Source organism: Pseudoxanthomonas sp. LjRoot127, from assembly GCF_964253495.1.
GTDB lineage: Bacteria > Pseudomonadota > Gammaproteobacteria > Xanthomonadales > Xanthomonadaceae > Pseudoxanthomonas_A.
Window position 1 is genome coordinate 2131840 of the sequence record NZ_CAXUQR020000001.1, and the last position, 12309, is coordinate 2144148.

The 12309-nt window shown below is 67.5% G+C and carries 17 protein-coding genes and 1 riboswitch; of the genes, 13 read left to right on the plus strand and 4 right to left on the minus strand.

Annotated features, from left to right (window positions below):
- Positions 1-28: 28 nt before the first annotated feature.
- Positions 29-129, plus strand: a riboswitch (TPP riboswitch).
- 126 nt (positions 130-255) lie between these two features.
- The 4 genes from thiC to ACSQ19_RS09845 all read left to right on the plus strand — a co-directional run bounded on the left by thiC (position 256) and on the right by ACSQ19_RS09845 (position 3707).
- Positions 256-2142 carry a phosphomethylpyrimidine synthase ThiC gene (gene thiC / locus ACSQ19_RS09830; RefSeq protein ID WP_435996648.1) on the plus strand — a complete coding sequence of 629 codons (1887 nt, stop codon included), beginning with the start codon at positions 256-258 and terminating at the stop codon, positions 2140-2142.
- Between the two features lie 95 nt (positions 2143-2237).
- Entirely contained in the window at positions 2238-2840 is a 603-nt protein-coding gene (locus ACSQ19_RS09835) for a DUF4136 domain-containing protein (RefSeq protein WP_299344427.1), read from the plus strand.
- Positions 2837-3004: a hypothetical protein gene (locus ACSQ19_RS09840; protein WP_296279317.1), complete on the plus strand. Its 168-nt coding sequence runs from the start codon at positions 2837-2839 to the stop codon at positions 3002-3004. Before ACSQ19_RS09835 ends, ACSQ19_RS09840 begins: the two co-directional genes overlap by 4 nt.
- A gap of 10 nt (positions 3005-3014) precedes the next feature.
- Positions 3015-3707 (plus strand): ion channel, encoded by a 693-nt coding sequence (locus ACSQ19_RS09845; protein ID WP_296279318.1) that lies wholly within the window; start codon positions 3015-3017, stop codon positions 3705-3707.
- 96 nt (positions 3708-3803) lie between these two features.
- On the opposite strand, the gene ppa is transcribed toward ACSQ19_RS09845, so the two are convergent.
- Entirely contained in the window at positions 3804-4358 is a 555-nt protein-coding gene (gene ppa / locus ACSQ19_RS09850; protein WP_093295280.1) for an inorganic diphosphatase, read from the minus strand.
- Between the two features lie 156 nt (positions 4359-4514).
- Between ppa and ACSQ19_RS09855 the strand changes: the two genes are divergently transcribed.
- The 3 genes from ACSQ19_RS09855 to ACSQ19_RS09865 all read left to right on the plus strand — a co-directional run bounded on the left by ACSQ19_RS09855 (position 4515) and on the right by ACSQ19_RS09865 (position 6418).
- On the plus strand, positions 4515-5300 hold the full coding sequence (locus tag ACSQ19_RS09855; RefSeq protein ID WP_435996652.1) for a lytic transglycosylase domain-containing protein: 786 nt from the start codon (positions 4515-4517) through the stop codon (positions 5298-5300).
- Between the two features lie 115 nt (positions 5301-5415).
- Complete coding sequence (locus ACSQ19_RS09860) at positions 5416-5922, plus strand: hypothetical protein (RefSeq protein ID WP_435996654.1); 507 nt, start codon at positions 5416-5418, stop codon at positions 5920-5922.
- A 49-nt stretch (positions 5923-5971) separates the two neighbouring features.
- Complete coding sequence (locus ACSQ19_RS09865; RefSeq protein ID WP_435996656.1) at positions 5972-6418, plus strand: DUF4920 domain-containing protein; 447 nt, start codon at positions 5972-5974, stop codon at positions 6416-6418.
- Positions 6419-6426: 8 nt separating this feature from the next.
- Here the strand turns inward: ACSQ19_RS09865 and ACSQ19_RS09870 are convergent, their stop codons facing one another.
- Entirely contained in the window at positions 6427-7062 is a 636-nt protein-coding gene (locus ACSQ19_RS09870) for an NAD-dependent dehydratase (RefSeq protein WP_296279330.1), read from the minus strand.
- Between the two features lie 151 nt (positions 7063-7213).
- On the opposite strand from ACSQ19_RS09870, the gene ACSQ19_RS09875 reads away from it, so the two are divergent.
- From ACSQ19_RS09875 to ACSQ19_RS09900, 6 genes are all read left to right on the plus strand, one after another.
- Positions 7214-7609: a hypothetical protein gene (locus ACSQ19_RS09875; RefSeq protein ID WP_436000933.1), complete on the plus strand. Its 396-nt coding sequence runs from the start codon at positions 7214-7216 to the stop codon at positions 7607-7609.
- Between the two features lie 204 nt (positions 7610-7813).
- Entirely contained in the window at positions 7814-8185 is a 372-nt protein-coding gene (locus ACSQ19_RS09880; RefSeq protein WP_296279333.1) for an EF-hand domain-containing protein, read from the plus strand.
- A 112-nt stretch (positions 8186-8297) separates the two neighbouring features.
- Positions 8298-8603 (plus strand): EF-hand domain-containing protein, encoded by a 306-nt coding sequence (locus tag ACSQ19_RS09885; protein WP_435996659.1) that lies wholly within the window; start codon positions 8298-8300, stop codon positions 8601-8603.
- A gap of 39 nt (positions 8604-8642) precedes the next feature.
- Positions 8643-8936, plus strand: a complete 294-nt coding sequence (locus tag ACSQ19_RS09890) for a hypothetical protein (protein ID WP_435996661.1) — start codon at positions 8643-8645, stop codon at positions 8934-8936.
- 128 nt (positions 8937-9064) lie between these two features.
- Positions 9065-9787 (plus strand): HAD family hydrolase, encoded by a 723-nt coding sequence (locus tag ACSQ19_RS09895; RefSeq protein WP_296279336.1) that lies wholly within the window; start codon positions 9065-9067, stop codon positions 9785-9787.
- 44 nt (positions 9788-9831) lie between these two features.
- On the plus strand, positions 9832-10302 hold the full coding sequence (locus tag ACSQ19_RS09900) for a hypothetical protein (RefSeq protein ID WP_296279337.1): 471 nt from the start codon (positions 9832-9834) through the stop codon (positions 10300-10302).
- Positions 10303-10360: 58 nt separating this feature from the next.
- On the opposite strand, the gene ACSQ19_RS09905 is transcribed toward ACSQ19_RS09900, so the two are convergent.
- Together ACSQ19_RS09905 and kduD are read right to left on the minus strand one after the other, a co-directional pair.
- Positions 10361-11482 carry a cupin domain-containing protein gene (locus tag ACSQ19_RS09905; RefSeq protein ID WP_435996663.1) on the minus strand — a complete coding sequence of 374 codons (1122 nt, stop codon included), beginning with the start codon at positions 11480-11482 and terminating at the stop codon, positions 10361-10363.
- 52 nt (positions 11483-11534) lie between these two features.
- Complete coding sequence (gene kduD / locus ACSQ19_RS09910; protein ID WP_055937192.1) at positions 11535-12293, minus strand: 2-dehydro-3-deoxy-D-gluconate 5-dehydrogenase KduD; 759 nt, start codon at positions 12291-12293, stop codon at positions 11535-11537.
- Positions 12294-12309 lie beyond the last annotated feature (16 nt).

Here is a 12309-nt window from a genome sequence, read left to right on the forward strand (position 1 = left end):
TGCTTTGACCTCGGTTGTGCTCTAATTCTCCCCGAAGCGGGGGTATCGCCGGCCGGGCCGGTGATTGAGACAGACCCTTCGAACCTGATCCGGTTGAGACCGGCGTAGGGAAGCTTCGCAGGCTGCGCCGCGTTGCCGCGTCGCCCTTCGTGGGCCCGCCATCCGTCCGCCGCCGCGCCGCCGCTTCGTCCCGTGATGCGAATCCCTCGCAAGAGCCCGCACATCCACGTGCGGGGATTCAAAAGGACGATGCCGATGAATGCCATTCCCAAGCCCGCCGCCGATCTCCTCCAGCAGACCGGGCAACTTTCCGAATCCGTTACCCGTCCCATTCCCGGGTCCCGGAAGATCTTCGTCGCGGGCTCGCGGCCGGACCTGCAGGTCCCGATGCGGGAGATCGCGCTGACGCAGACGCCGACCATTTTCGGCGGCGAGGACAATCCGCCGGTCACCGTCTACGACACCTCGGGTCCGTATACCGATCCGGCCGCGACCATCGATCTGGCGGCGGGACTGCCTGCGCTGCGTGCGAAGTGGATCGAGGAGCGCGGCGATACCGAGCAGCTGCCGGCGCTCAGCTCGGAGTTCGGCCGCTCGCGCGAAACCAACGCCAAGCTGGACGGCGTGCGCTTCCCCGGGCGCATCTTGCCGCGCCGTGCCAAGGCAGGCGCCAATGTCAGCCAGATGCATTACGCCCGCCGCGGCATCGTCACGCCCGAGATGGAGTACGTCGCCATCCGCGAGAACCAGCGGCTGGACGCGGCGCGCGACGCGATGCTGCTGAAGCAGCATCCCGGCGAGTCCTTCGGCGCCAGCATCCAGACGTTCATCACGCCCGAGTTCGTCCGCGACGAGATCGCGCGCGGACGCGCGATCCTGCCGAACAACATCAACCATCCGGAAAGCGAGCCGATGATCATCGGCCGCAACTTCCTGACCAAGATCAACGCCAACATCGGCAACTCCGCGGTGTCCTCGGGCATAGCCGAGGAAGTGGAGAAACTGGTGTGGTCGATCCGCTGGGGCGGCGACACGGTGATGGACCTGTCCACCGGCAAGCACATCCACGAGACGCGCGAATGGATCATCCGCAACTCGCCGGTGCCGATCGGCACGGTGCCGATCTACCAGGCGCTGGAGAAGGTCGACGGCCGTGCCGAAGCCCTGACCTGGGAGATCTTCCGCGACACGCTGATCGAGCAGGCCGAGCAGGGCGTGGACTACTTCACCATCCACGCCGGCGTGCTGCTGCGCCACGTCCCGCTGACCGCCAAGCGCGTTACCGGCATCGTCTCGCGCGGTGGCTCGATCATGGCCAAGTGGTGCCTGGCGCACCACAAGGAAAATTTCCTCTACACGCACTTCGAAGACATCTGCGAGATCATGAAGGCCTACGACGTGGCCTTCTCGCTGGGTGACGGCCTGCGCCCCGGCTGCATCGCCGACGCCAACGACGCCGCGCAGTTCGGCGAGCTGGAAGCACTGGGTGAGCTGACCAAGATCGCGTGGAAGCACGACGTGCAGTGCATGATCGAAGGCCCCGGCCACGTGCCGATGCAGCTGATCAAGGAGAACATGGACAAGCAGCTGCGCGAGTGCGGCGAGGCGCCGTTCTACACGCTGGGCCCGCTGACCACCGACATCGCGCCGGGCTACGACCACATCACCAGCGCGATCGGCGCGGCGATGATCGGCTGGTACGGCACGGCGATGCTCTGCTACGTCACGCCGAAGGAGCACCTGGGCCTGCCGAATCGCGAAGACGTGCGCGACGGCATCATGGCCTACAAGATCGCCGCGCATGCGGCCGATCTGGCCAAGGGCCATCCGGGTGCGCAGGTGCGCGACAACGCCTTGAGCAAGGCCCGATTCGAGTTCCGCTGGGAAGACCAGTTCCACCTGGGCCTGGATCCGGAGAAGGCGAAGGAGTTCCACGACGAAACCCTGCCCAAGGATGCGCACAAGCTGGCGCACTTCTGCTCGATGTGCGGACCGCACTTCTGCAGCATGAAGATCACCCAGGACGTGCGCGACTATGCGGCCGAGCATGGCGTGGAGGAGCAGGCGGCGCTGGAAGCCGGCATGGCGGAGAAGTCGGCGGAATTCCTGGCGCAGGGCGCCCAGGTGTATCGTCAGGGCTGAGCCGGCAGCGCAGGGTGCATCCGCACCCGGGCCGAACGCGTAGTGTTCACGGGACGCCCGCCATCATGGCGGCGTCCCCCGCCAGGAGAACGATCATGATCCGATTCGCCCGCCATGCCGGCCGCTGGATGATCGCCGCCGGCGTCCTGTTGCTCGCCGCGTGCGCCACGGGCCCGCGGATCACCAGCGACGTCGATCCGTCCGCCAACTTCGGCCAGTACCGCACCTTTGCCTTCTATTCGCCGCTGGCGATCGAGAGCCAGGGCTACGCCACGCTGACCAGCGGGCGCACCAAGGATGCCGCCCGCGCCCAGATGGAAGCGCGCGGCTACGTGTACGACGAAACCTCGCCCGACCTGTGGGTGAACCTCAACGCCTACATGCAGGAAAAGACCGGCGTCGTCAGCACGCCGGAAGTCGACTACGACTATTACTACAGCTACCGCGCGCGTCGTTACGTAGCGGTGCCGTACTGGCGCGACCGTACCGATGTCTACAAGTACACCGAAGGCACCTTGAACGTCGATCTGGTGGACGCGAAGCAGAACCGACTGGTCTGGACCGGCGTGGCCGTCGGACGCGTCGGGCGCACTAAGCCGGAAGAGCGCGGCGCGAAGATCGACGCCGCCATCACGGAAATCTTCCTGCGCTATCCCTATCGCGCCGGGTCCGGCGCGCCGGCGGCGGTGTCGAAGTGAAAGCGGGTGGCAGCGGCATCGCCAAGGCCGGCATCGGCTTCGGCACGGCCCTGGCGATCACCATTTCCTGGAGCGCGAACAAGTCGCTGCTGTGGGCCATCGTCCACGGCCTGCTGTCGTGGATCTACGTGATCTACTACGCGCTGGTCCATCACTTCAAATGAGGCGCGCGGCGTGACGACCCCCTGGAGCTGGCTGCGCTGGCTGGTACGCGCGCGTCGTCATCCGTGCGCGTTCCTGCTGATCGTCCAGCTGGCCGGCATCCTGCTGTACCCGGTGATGGAAGACACGCAGGCGGGCCGTGCCCTGTTCGGTGCATTCGGCATCCTGGTGCTCGCTTTGGCGCTGTGGGTGGTCAATCGCAGTGCGGCGGTCAACTGGTTGGCCTGGTCGCTGGCGGTACCTGCGGTGTTGCTGTCGGTCTCGTCCGCGTTGCTCGACCAGCCATCGCTCGGCATCTATGCGCACCTTCTGGAAAGCGCACTGTACTTCTACACGGCCGGCAGTCTGATCGCGTACATGCTGCAGGACCACTCGGTCACCAGCGACGAGCTTTTCGCCGCCGGCGCCACGTTCACGCTGCTGGCGTGGGCCTTCGCGTTCGCCTTCTCGGTCTGCCAGCAGTGGTACCCGGGCAGCTTCACCGCCGCCGTCGATCCCACCTCGGCGCGCAGCTGGATGGAACTGCTGTTCCTGAGCTTCAGCCTGCTTTCCGGGGTCGGCCTGAGCGACGTGGTGCCGATCCTGCCGCAGGCCCGCGCGCTGGTGATGCTGGAGCAATTCGCGGGGGTGATGTACATCGCCGTGGTGGTGTCGCGGCTCATCGGGCTGACCATCCTGAAGGCGCCCGCACGCAGGGCAGAGTGAACCGCCCTACGTTCGCGACGCTACACTCCCTGAAAGAAGAAGGCCGCCCCGGGGGCGGCCTTCCAGTTTTCATGCGCGGGTCCGTTCGCGCGGCGCTCAGAACTTGTGCTTCTCGTCTTCCGGCTGGGCGGCTTGGCGGGCGATCGCGTCGACCAGCACGGCCTTGGCTTCGGCGGCGTTGCCCCAGCCGTCCAGCTTGACCCACTTGCCTTTCTCCAGATCCTTGTAGTGCTCGAAGAAGTGGCCGATGCGCTCCAGCCAGTGCGGACTGACCTGGTCGATGTCGCTGATGTGGCTGTAGCCGGCGAACACCTTGTCCACCGGCACGGCCAGCAGCTTCTCGTCGCTGCCGGCTTCGTCGCTCATGCGCAGGACGCCGACCGGACGGCAGCGGATCACCGAGCCGGGGATCAGCGGCAGCGGCAGCACGACCAGCACATCGGCCGGGTCGCCGTCGCCACACAGGGTGTGCGGGACGTAGCCGTAGTTGCAGGGATAGCGCATGGGGGTGGAGAGGATGCGGTCGACGAAGATCGCGCCGCTGGCCTTGTCCACTTCGTACTTCACCGGCTCGGCGTCCTTCGGGATCTCGATGATGACGTTGATTTCGTCCGGCGGGTTCTTGCCGGCGGTGACCAGATCCAGGCCCATTGCGTGCTCCGAAGGGGGTGCGGTGAGTGAGGGCCGGCATTTTACGCGCTTGGCTGCTGCGGCGCAGCAGGGAGGGTGCCGGGTCTGGCCGACCATCGGCGTCACGTGCGTGATTCAGGCTGTCCTTCAGCTTCCCGGCCCTAGAATCCGCCGCCCATGCCCTTCCTGCGCTCCTCCGCCGGCGTCCTGCTGACGGTACTGGCCCTGGCCAGTGCCGGCGCCGAGGCGCGCACGGTGTATCGCTGCGTGCAGGGCGGGACGGTCAGCCTGGCCACGGCGCCGGAGCCCGGCTCGAAGTGCACGGCCAAGGAAATCGACGATAACGCCGTCAGCACGCCGAACCTGTGGGGCTCGATGGGTGTGTTCAGCGGCACGCTGTACGAGCGCGACCAGGACGGCCAGAAGGTCTATTCCACCCGCAACCTGCCGGGCTCCACGCCGTACCTGAAGTTCACCGTGCAGACGCCGCCCGGCGAGCCCGCGCACCCGGGACTGGGCAAGGTGGGCAAGCCCCGGCTGGACCGCTACCCGTCCGAGTTCAAGGCCGCCGCGCGGCAGACCGGCGTAGATGATGCGTGGCTGCGCGCGGTGGCCCACGCCGAAAGCGACTTCGATGCGAAGGCGCTCTCGCCGAAGGGTGCCATGGGGGTGATGCAGCTGATGCCGGAGGTGGCGAAGGAATACGGCGTCGCCGATCCGTATTCCTCCGCGGAATCGATCAATGCGGGCGCGCGACACCTGCGCGCGCTGATGCGCCGCTACAAGGGCGACCTGACGCTGGTGGCGGCCGCCTACAACGCCGGTATCGGTACGGTCTCGCGGTACGGAGGCGTCCCGCCGTATGCGGAGACGCAGGAGTACGTGTCCAAGGTGACCGCCCTGTACGAACTGTACGTGCGCGCACTGGGCCGCAAAGCGGCGCCGGAGCGTCCGGCGCTGTAGCGCGCCCGTCGTGAGGAGATTCGGTCTCCGCCGCTGGATCTTCACCCGATGTGCGCGCGCACGCGCCTAGCGTGTCGTCCGGGCCCGGTCGTTCCGCGCCGGGCAGGAGAACGCCATGAAGCATCGTCGCGTATTCAGTGCACCGTCCGTTGCGGTGGCCGAAGCGGCCCTTCGCCGCGCCGTCGACGCCGGCATCCATCCTGACCACGCTGCGCTCGTGGGTCGCTCCGACATCGAAGTCCAGCACGTGCCCGATCGCGAGAAGGAAGCCGCGCCCACCGATTTCAAGGCGGCCGCCCTGCGGGGACTGGTGGGAGGCGGCGTGCTCGGCCTGCTGCTGGGGGGCGCGGCCATGCTCGTCCCCGCCGTCGGTATCCACCCTGCCGGCGTGGCCGTGTGCGTCGTGATCGGCGGCTGTGTTGGCATGTGGGCCGCCTCGCTTGCTGGATCGGCGGTGCCAAGCGAAGTCCGTCGCGACTACGAGGCGCAGATCGACGCGGGCCAGGTACTGCTGGTGATCGACGACCCCGACGAGGCGACGCTGGACCGCGCTGCCGCCGCTGTCGTGGCCGTCGCCGGCCTGCATCGCCTGCAGGTGCTGCCGCACGGCCTGCTGCAGTAGCGTGCGGCCACGACGTATCATCGCGTCGACACGGGCGGAGGACAGGCACATGCGTCGTTGGGCGATCGCGGGACTGTGGATGGTGGCAGGCACGGCCATGGCGTCGGGTGTGCCGCAGTGGGAAAAGTTCGGTGCCGATCTCCCCGCCGGTCCGGTCGTGCCGCTCGCCGCTGCCCTGGCCGACCCCGGTTCGCATGCCGGGCAGGCCAAGGTGTTCAGTGGGCGCGTGGTCGACGTCTGCCAGAAGAAGGGGTGCTGGGTGATGCTGGAAGACGAAGGGCAGGGCGCGCGCGTGCTGCTGGGCGACCACGACTTCTATGTGCCCAAGGATGTCCGCGGCCAGGCGCAGGTGCATGGCGTGCTGTCCCGAGCGGAATTGTCGCCGGATGCGCAGCGGCATACCGCGCAGGAAACGTCCGGGGCCGCGGTACCGGCCGTGGAGTACCGCATCCTCGCCGATGGCGTGCAGGTGCTGGCCGATGATCCCGGCGCCTGACGGCGGCGTCAGGCGAGGAGTTCCTCGGAACGAATGACCCGGGTGCCCGGCGACGCCTCCAGCGCCGCGCCCAGCAAGGCGTCGGCGACGCGGCTGGCGGGCACGACTCGATAACGAGCCGGCAGCACGCCATCCAGTGCGCCCATGACGCGCAGCGCCAGGCGCTCACCGCCGCGATGCTGCCTGCGCTCGCCACCCAGCAAGCCGGGGCGTAGCAGTGTCAGCGAGGTGAAACCGATACCGGCGAGCGCCTCTTCCACCTCGCCCTTGGTGCGCGAATAGAAAATGCGCGAACGCGCGTCCGCGCCCATCGCCGATACCAAGGCGAATGCCATGGCCCCTTGGGCATGCGCACGGCGTGCGATCGCCAGCGGATAGTCGTGGTCCACCCGCCGGAATGCCTCCTGCGAACCGGCATCGCGAATCGTCGTGCCCAGCGCGCATGCCACTGCGTCCACGCGCCACCAGTCCGCATCGGCGGGCAGTGCGTCGAAGTCCACGACCGGGTTCACCAGTTTCGGATGCGGAGGGAGCGGTCGGCGCGTCGGCGCGACGACCTGCTCCACGCGAGCCGAGGCCAGTGCACGCTGCAGCGCGGCCTCACCGACGAGGCCGGTCGCCCCGGCCAGCAAGATGCGTGTCATGGAGATACCCGGCGGCTGGAAAGCCGCCATCTTGCCAGCCGTGCACTGGCGATGCCCGGGCTTCGGTTACGCTTCTCCGGCGGGCGCTGCCCGCTTATCGGGAATCCTCCATGCGTGCCGTCGTACTGCCTGCCATCCCCGGTCGCCCCGGATGAACCTGCCGCTCCACTACGGCGTTCTGGGCGCAGTCGAAGCGGGGGCGATCGCGCTGCTCATCGGCGTGCTGTGCTTCCTGTTCTGGAATGCGCTCTGTGCCCGCCTGCGCGGGTCGATGGGTCATGCGATCGGCTGGTCGTGCCTGTCGGCCGTGGTGATCGGCGCAGGCGTGGACGTCTGGAACATGTTCTACCTCGGCATCGCGCGGCTCGAGTCGCCGCTGTATGCGCGCATTGCGCTGCAGGGCATCCACGATGCCGACGGGCTCGGCACGCGCGTGGTCCTGGAAATCGCGGGTGCACTGACCGGTGTCGTGCTGGGTTGGCATTGGTTCAGCAAGAAAATCGAAACCGCGAGCGCGCAGGCTGGCGACGAAAAAACGGATGCGTAACACCAAACAGGGTGCCGCATCACGGATTGGATGCCGCCCTGACATCGCGCTCACGGGTGCCTAACACCGGTTTAGTCGAAGCCGCCTCCGGCGTGGTTAAGCACGCGTGCACGTTCATTTCGCGACGCAAATTTCGTTCATAACGACGGAGGCAAGGTGGGGCCGTGCGCAATCGGACGCACTCCCACAGAACGGAGCACTGACATGACGAATAACAACCGCAAGCCGCTGATCGCCCTGGTCGCCCTGAGCGCCGCGCTGGCCATGCCGCTGGCATTCGCGCAGGAAAAGACCGACGACGCCGCACAGGCGCAGCAGACCGAGCAGAGCGCAGAGCAGGCCGCGGGTTCGGCGACCACCCCGACCCAGAGCACCGAGGCGGGCGCCACGCAGGCCAAGCAGGGTTGGGCTGACGTCGACACCAATGGCGACGGCAACATCAGCAAGGAAGAAGCTGGCGCGAATCCGGGCCTGAGCCAGGTGTTCGACCAGGCCGACGCCAACACGGACGGCTCGCTGACCGCCGATGAGTACAAGGCGTTCGTGAGCAAGAACTACGGCGACCAGCAGAAGTAAGTCATCGCAACAGCCGGGTAATGCCGCGCAGCGCACCGGCGCAACCTCATCGAGGGGCGGCCTTCGGGCCGTCCTTCGCTTTTCCGGAGCCACGCTCCGCAAGGAGGAAAGCATGAAATCGACTGCAGGCGTCGCCGGAGTGGCGATGGTGTTGACACTGCTGTTGTCGGCCGCCGCGTCGGTGCACGCACAGGACGCGTCGGACCGTACCGACAAGACCCCGACGCAGGCTGCTTCGACCCCTGCGCCCGCACCCCGACCCTTCGACGAACTCGACCAGAATGCCGACGGCGCCATCAGCAAGGACGAGGCTGCGGTCGATCCACCGCTCGCCCAGGCCTTCGGCACCCTCGACAAGGATGCGGATGGCCGTTTGAGCCCCGACGAATACGCGATACATGCCCAAGGCACGCCCTGAGGTACCCCTCTCCCAGAACCACCGCATGGAGGAAACGCCATGAAACTGAATTCCCCGCGACGATTGACCCTGGGTCTCGGCTTGGCACTTGCCAGCGCCGGCCTGCTGACCGCCTGTGGCCCCAAACCGGAAGACACGCCGCCGCCCAGTGCTCCCGAGCCCGTGGAGACGGCGCCGCCGACGGACAACATGACGCCGCCCGCGCCGGCGCCGACCGACCCCGCTACTCCGCCGACCGATCCGACCCTTCCGCCCCCCGCCAATCCGAACGCGCCGGAAACCACCCCGCCGCCGGCCGAGGGCACTCCTCCGCCCGCGACGTCCGGCGGCTGAGTGCGGCATCCGCCAGTACTTCATTGATGACACGACGGCCGCCTCCTGCAGGCGGCCGTTTTCATGGGCGTACGCGGCGCGACTGCTATCCTTCGCGGCCTTCTTGGAAGGTGAAGGACGGGCAGACGATGGCACGCATCCGCTGGGTCGGTTTCGATGGTGACGACACGCTGTGGAGGAGCGAGGACTACTACCGGCAGGCCGAAGCCGATTTCGAAGCGATCCTCGGACATTACGTCGACCTGGCCGATGCCGGCATGCACCGGCAATTGCTGGAGGTCGAGCGCCGCAACCTGAAGATTTTCGGCTACGGCGTGAAGGGCATGACGCTGTCGATGCTGGAGACCGCCATCCAGGTCACGGGAGAACGCATCAGCGCGCGCGACCTGCATCGCGTCATCGAGATCGGACGCGCCACGCTGCAGCACCCGGTGGACCTCCTGCCGGGCATCCGCGACGCGGTCGAGCGGATCGCGGCCGACCACGAGATCGTCCTGATCACCAAGGGCGACCTGTTCCACCAGGAAGCCAAGATCGCGCAGTCGGGCCTGGCCGACCTGTTCCACCGCATCGAGGTGGTCTCGGAGAAGGACGAAGCGACCTACGCGCGCGTCCTCCGCGAACTCGATGTCATGCCGTCCGGCTTCGCGATGGTCGGCAATTCGCTGCGATCGGACATCGAACCGGTCCTGGGCCTCGGGGGGTGGGGCATCCACATGCCCTACCACGTCACCTGGGCGCTGGAGGCCGAGCATGGGGTCGCTGCGGACGCGCCGCGCCTGCACGTGGTGGAGGATGCCAGCGGGCTGGCGGCGGCCGTGGCCCGGATCGAAGCGACGCCGGAGGCATGATCCGGCGGGTGGCCAGCCGTAGGGTGGGGCACAATGGTGTGGTGATGAAACGCATGCTGCTGACCCCGGTTCTGCTGTGCTCGCTCGCATGGGCATCCGTCGCGCCGACGGTCGCGCAGGATGCGGCGCCCGACGCTTACACGCCTGCCAGTGGCGATGCGTCGGTCGACCGTCACCTGGCAGACATCAACGAGTACGCCAGCCGCTATCCGGCAGCGTTCGCGGACGAGATGGCGCGCTACTACGCTGTCCCGCGCGCCTATGTCGAAGCGATGCAACAACAGCCCGATTGGACAGCCGGGGACATCTTCATGGCCTGCGCGCTGGCGCAGATCGTGGGGCAACCCTGTCGTGCCGTCGTGCGCGAGTGGTCGCGCGACCATGAAGGCGGCTGGAAGGCCGTCGCGGCCCGCCTGCAGGCAGAACCCGGCAGCGCGCCGTATCGCCGGTTGCGCAGCGCCCTGGATGCGACCTACCGCCGCTGGGATCGTCCGGCGCCCGCGAGCGAGAAGTGAGTGGAGAGAAGTGAGGCGTGAGCGGGAGCCCGCCTTTACCCACGCCTCATTTCTCTCCTCACTCCTGCTTCTTCCCGTACATGATCAGAAGCACCAGGTCTTCCCCGCCGTCCTGGCGGATCGCGTGGGTGCTGCCAGGTCGGGTCAGCATCGCGTCGCCGGCCTCCACCGCCCGCGCGACGCCATCCAGCTCGTACACGCCGCGCCCGCTGAGCACGTAATAGATCTCGTCCTTGTGGTGCTGGTGCAGGCCGATGCCGGCACCCTTGTGCAGCACGCGCCTGCGGAACTCGAAGCCAAGCGCGGGCGCGTCGCGGAAGAAGGGATACGCCGTGGTGGTGCCCGCGCCGCCGTGCGGTCCCGGCTGCTCCACGGCGATGTCGCGCGCGTGCACGATGAGCGACGGGTTCGGCTGCGCCTTGCGGTCGGCCAGCGCGGTCGCGGGCGCGCCGCAGTCCGTATCGCGGGTCACGTGCGCAACGAGCGCGGGATCGACCTGCTTCCAGCCTCCCACCACCAGGCACGCCACCATCACCGCGCCGCGCTGCTGGAAGTGGGTGTCGTCCTGCTGGTCCTGCGCCGGCACGTGCATGAAGTAGGCCTTGCTCGCTTCGTCGCCGGCCGCTCGAAGCCAATCCATGCTCAGGGTGGTCAGGTCGATCAGGCCGATGCGCTCCCGCTGCGCCAGGTCGCGCACGGCCTGTGCGTACAGGCCATGCGTATCGAGCAGTTGGCCGCGATCGAATTTCCTGCGCGCCACCGGCGTCACCAGGATGGGCGTGGCGCCTTTCGCACGCGCGAGGTCGACGTAGCGCATCAGCCACTCCGGGAACGCGCGCTGCGGCTCGTTGTAGCGGGTGGGGTCTTCGATCTTCTCATCGTTGTGGCCGAACTGGATCAGCAGCACGTCGCCCTTGCGCACGTCCTTCGCCATGCCGTCGAACCAGCCTTCGGCGATGAAGCTGCGCGCGCTGCGCCCGCTCTGCGCGTGGTTGCGCACGACGAATGCCTTCGGGTCAAGGAAGCCCTGCAACTGCTGTCCCCACCCCTCGCGCGGCGCGCGTTCCGGGCCATAGGCGCTGGCCGTGGAGTCGCCTGCGATGAAGACCTGGCGTGGGAATGCGGCGTGCGCGGGTGCGCAGCAAAGGAAGATCGTCAGGATGACAAGTCGACGCAACATCGATGTTCTCCTCGCGTCGCTCCCACAGGATCCCGTGCAGACGCGCGCTGCGTCAGCGCGCCAGCCAACCGCCATCGACGGGGATGACCGCGCCGTTGACGTAGTCCGATGCACGCGAGGACAGGAACACCGCCGTGCCCCCCAAGTCGGAGGGTTCGCCCCAACGCCCGGCCGGGATGCGGTCGAGGATCGCCTTGTTGCGGTCTTCGTCCGCACGCAGCTGCGCGGTGTTGTCGGTCGCCATGTAGCCCGGCGCGATGGCGTTGATGTTGATGCCCTTGGCGCCCCACTCGTTGGCGAGCAGGCGTGTGATGCCGGCGATGCCCGACTTGCTGGCCGTGTACGACGGCACGCGGATGCCGCCCTGGAACGACAGCATCGAGGCGATGTTGATGATCTTGCCGCTGCCCTGTGCGATGAAGTGGCGACCGGCGGCCTGCGACATGAAGAACGCGGACTTGATGTTGACGTTCATCACGTCGTCCCAGTCCTTCTCGCTGAAGTCCACCGCGTCGGCGCGGCGGATCAGGCCAGCGTTGTTGACGAGGATATCGAGGCCGCCGAGGCCCTCGACGGTTTCCTTCACCAGGCGTTCCACCGGATCGATGCTGATCAGGTTCGCCTCCAGGTTGAGGAAACGACGGCCCAGGGCGCGCACCTTCTCGCCGGTCTCGGCGGCTTCGACGATGCCGGCAGCGGCGATGTCGGCACCGGCTTCGGCCAATGCCACGGCGATGCCCTGGCCCAGGCCGGTGTTGGCGCCGGTGACCAGCGCGATCTTGCCTTCGAGACTGAACGGATTGCTTGCCATCGTGGATTCCCTCGGT

Coding starts and splice junctions, on each gene's coding strand:
- ACSQ19_RS09880 (WP_296279333.1), top strand. CDS start 7,814: ATGACGAATAACAACCGCAAGCCGCTGATCGCCCTGGTCGCCCTGAGC.
- ACSQ19_RS09855 (WP_435996652.1), top strand. CDS start 4,515: ATGCCCTTCCTGCGCTCCTCCGCCGGCGTCCTGCTGACGGTACTGGCC.
- ACSQ19_RS09900 (WP_296279337.1), top strand. CDS start 9,832: ATGAAACGCATGCTGCTGACCCCGGTTCTGCTGTGCTCGCTCGCATGG.
- ACSQ19_RS09860 (WP_435996654.1), top strand. CDS start 5,416: ATGAAGCATCGTCGCGTATTCAGTGCACCGTCCGTTGCGGTGGCCGAA.
- ACSQ19_RS09835 (WP_299344427.1), top strand. CDS start 2,238: ATGATCCGATTCGCCCGCCATGCCGGCCGCTGGATGATCGCCGCCGGC.
- thiC (WP_435996648.1), top strand. CDS start 256: ATGAATGCCATTCCCAAGCCCGCCGCCGATCTCCTCCAGCAGACCGGG.
- kduD (WP_055937192.1), bottom strand. CDS start 12,293: ATGGCAAGCAATCCGTTCAGTCTCGAAGGCAAGATCGCGCTGGTCACC.
- ACSQ19_RS09890 (WP_435996661.1), top strand. CDS start 8,643: ATGAAACTGAATTCCCCGCGACGATTGACCCTGGGTCTCGGCTTGGCA.
- ACSQ19_RS09905 (WP_435996663.1), bottom strand. CDS start 11,482: ATGTTGCGTCGACTTGTCATCCTGACGATCTTCCTTTGCTGCGCACCC.
- ppa (WP_093295280.1), bottom strand. CDS start 4,358: ATGGGCCTGGATCTGGTCACCGCCGGCAAGAACCCGCCGGACGAAATC.
- ACSQ19_RS09885 (WP_435996659.1), top strand. CDS start 8,298: ATGAAATCGACTGCAGGCGTCGCCGGAGTGGCGATGGTGTTGACACTG.
- ACSQ19_RS09875 (WP_436000933.1), top strand. CDS start 7,214: ATGAACCTGCCGCTCCACTACGGCGTTCTGGGCGCAGTCGAAGCGGGG.
- ACSQ19_RS09895 (WP_296279336.1), top strand. CDS start 9,065: ATGGCACGCATCCGCTGGGTCGGTTTCGATGGTGACGACACGCTGTGG.
- ACSQ19_RS09865 (WP_435996656.1), top strand. CDS start 5,972: ATGCGTCGTTGGGCGATCGCGGGACTGTGGATGGTGGCAGGCACGGCC.
- ACSQ19_RS09870 (WP_296279330.1), bottom strand. CDS start 7,062: ATGACACGCATCTTGCTGGCCGGGGCGACCGGCCTCGTCGGTGAGGCC.